Origin of the sequence: Actinoplanes sp. NPDC051633 (assembly GCF_040681735.1) — a bacterium.
Taxonomy (GTDB): domain Bacteria; phylum Actinomycetota; class Actinomycetes; order Mycobacteriales; family Micromonosporaceae; genus Actinoplanes.
This window is the reverse complement of sequence record NZ_JBFAZH010001394.1, coordinates 1-1,828: the sequence shown is the minus strand read 5'-3', so window position 1 is coordinate 1,828 and position 1,828 is coordinate 1. Positions and strand designations below refer to the sequence as shown.

Below are 1,828 nucleotides of genomic sequence, written 5' to 3'. Positions count from 1 at the left end.
AGCACGAACGGCGCCTCGCCGCAGACCGGCAGGAAGACGTCGACCGACGGCCAGCGCTCCGGCCGCCACGCCCGCACCAGGCGCTTGTGCGCCTCCATGTCGAAGCCGCGGGTGAACCCGTTCACCACCAGCGAGATCAGGTAGTAGACGACGGTGAAGACGGTGAGCGGGACCAGCCAGAGCAGCCACGGCGCGGTCTTGATGAAGCTGGTCTGGCTGATCAGCAGGCAGCTGAAGCTGATCAGGGACGCGCAGGTCAGCGGAAAGAGCCGGCGCTTGGCGTAGAGGTATTTCTCGGCGTCGGTGGGCGGCAGCGGCACCGGAGCGTACATGGCACGGGCACCGCCCGTGCCGCCCGTGCCGCCCTTACGCTGCAACGGCACGCGCCATGAATCCGGCACGCCGACGACCGCGGTCTCGCTCGGTGCCGGTCCATCAGGTGTGACGACCCCCGTCGGCAGCACCGTCGTCGTCCTCCCCGTCGTTGAGCAAACGCGACACGTACTCGTGTCGACTGGCGATGGTCCTAGGTGGCGTCACGCGCTGTCAACCCGGTCCCGGCAACATCGGGTTCAATGTTTCGAGAAAGAAAAACTTTCCTTAAGGTTCGCTGTGTCCATGACCTACTTCGTGGTGACCTTGTGCCGAAGCGTACCTCGGTATTGACTGATCCTTATGCGATTTCGTCGCATCACCGCGGCCCTCCGCACGCTTCCCGGCCTCGCGATCTCCGGTGGCCGATCATGCGATCCGGGTCCGTCCGGTGGCGCGGAATAGGATTTGTTCGCGATCACCCCGGCCGGTCCGCCCGGTGCCGCTGCCCTGCGGGAACAACACATTTTCCGGACGCCGGAGCGCGACCGGATCCGTTTCTTCAATGGCGTTCTCCCAGCCACGATCAAATGCCGCGTGGTGCAATTCCCGGCGGTGGACAAAGCGCCGGCGAACGGCTATGGCAAAGGCGCTTACGGCGCCGAGGCGTCCGGCCCTGCGGTCCGTCCGAACTGCCCCGGGCGGTCCCGGCCGGCCGGCCGCGAGACCTCGGTCACCCGGCTCCGGAGGTGCGTCCAGATCGCCACTGAGGAATTCGTCACCAAGATCTCCACGACCGCCGCAGGGTTCCGGCGTGCGATCGGAGCGGCACACGCGGTGCCGGCCAGTGACCGCCACCGAGGCAGTGCAGGGTGCGCCGGCGCACGGGCTGTCGGTGAAGGGACCGTTCGTGGTCGTGGTGCCGATCGCCGAGGAGGGCGGATCCGCCTATCCTCGCCGGCGTCAGGGATAGAAACGCTGCACGGCCTGGGCCACACAGACCGGCTTGGCCGAACCCTCGGCCTCGACCGTGAAGTCCAGGACGAGCTGTGCGCCGCCACCGCCGACCGGCGTGGCCTCGGCGACCGTGCCGAGCATGCGGATCCGCGAGCCGACCGGCACGGGCGCGGGGAACCGCACCTTGTTGAGGCCGTAGTTGATGCCCATCCCGATGCCGGTGAAGCGGATCAGCCGGCCGAGCAGCGGGACGGTCAGCGACAGCGTCAGGAAGCCGTGCGCGATGGTGCCGGAGAACGGGCCCGCCGCCGCGCGCCCGGTGTCGACGTGGATCCACTGGTGGTCGTCGGTGGCGTCGGCGAACATGTTCACCCGGTCCTGGGTGATCTCGACCCACTCGGTGGCGCCCAGATCCTTGCCGGTCAGGCCTTTGATCGCCTCGATGCCGTCCACGACGATGGTCATGTGGTTCCTCTCGTTGGGCCGCCGTACGAGCGGCGGAGTTCCGCCTTCAGCAGCTTTCCGGATGCGGTGCGGGGCAGTGCCTCCACGATCTCGC

2 protein-coding genes and 1 pseudogene are annotated in these 1,828 nt (G+C 67.9%); 1 reads left to right on the top strand and 2 read right to left on the bottom strand.

The genetic code is table 11. The features are described 5' to 3' along the window. Positions 1-332 (bottom strand): annotated as a pseudogene (locus AB0M20_RS41355) (hypothetical protein); the annotation flags it as partial. Positions 333-1,159: 827 nt separating this feature from the next. Between AB0M20_RS41355 and AB0M20_RS41350 the strand changes: the two are divergent. Beyond that, positions 1,160-1,285: a hypothetical protein gene (locus AB0M20_RS41350; RefSeq protein WP_364306778.1), complete on the top strand. Its 126-nt coding sequence runs from the start codon at positions 1,160-1,162 to the stop codon at positions 1,283-1,285. On the opposite strand, the gene AB0M20_RS41345 is transcribed toward AB0M20_RS41350, so the two are convergent. Beyond that, on the bottom strand, positions 1,276-1,734 hold the full coding sequence (locus tag AB0M20_RS41345) for a MaoC family dehydratase (RefSeq protein WP_364306777.1): 459 nt from the start codon (positions 1,732-1,734) through the stop codon (positions 1,276-1,278). The two genes, AB0M20_RS41350 and AB0M20_RS41345, sit on opposite strands and share 10 nt — an antisense overlap. Positions 1,735-1,828: the final 94 nt, after the last annotated feature.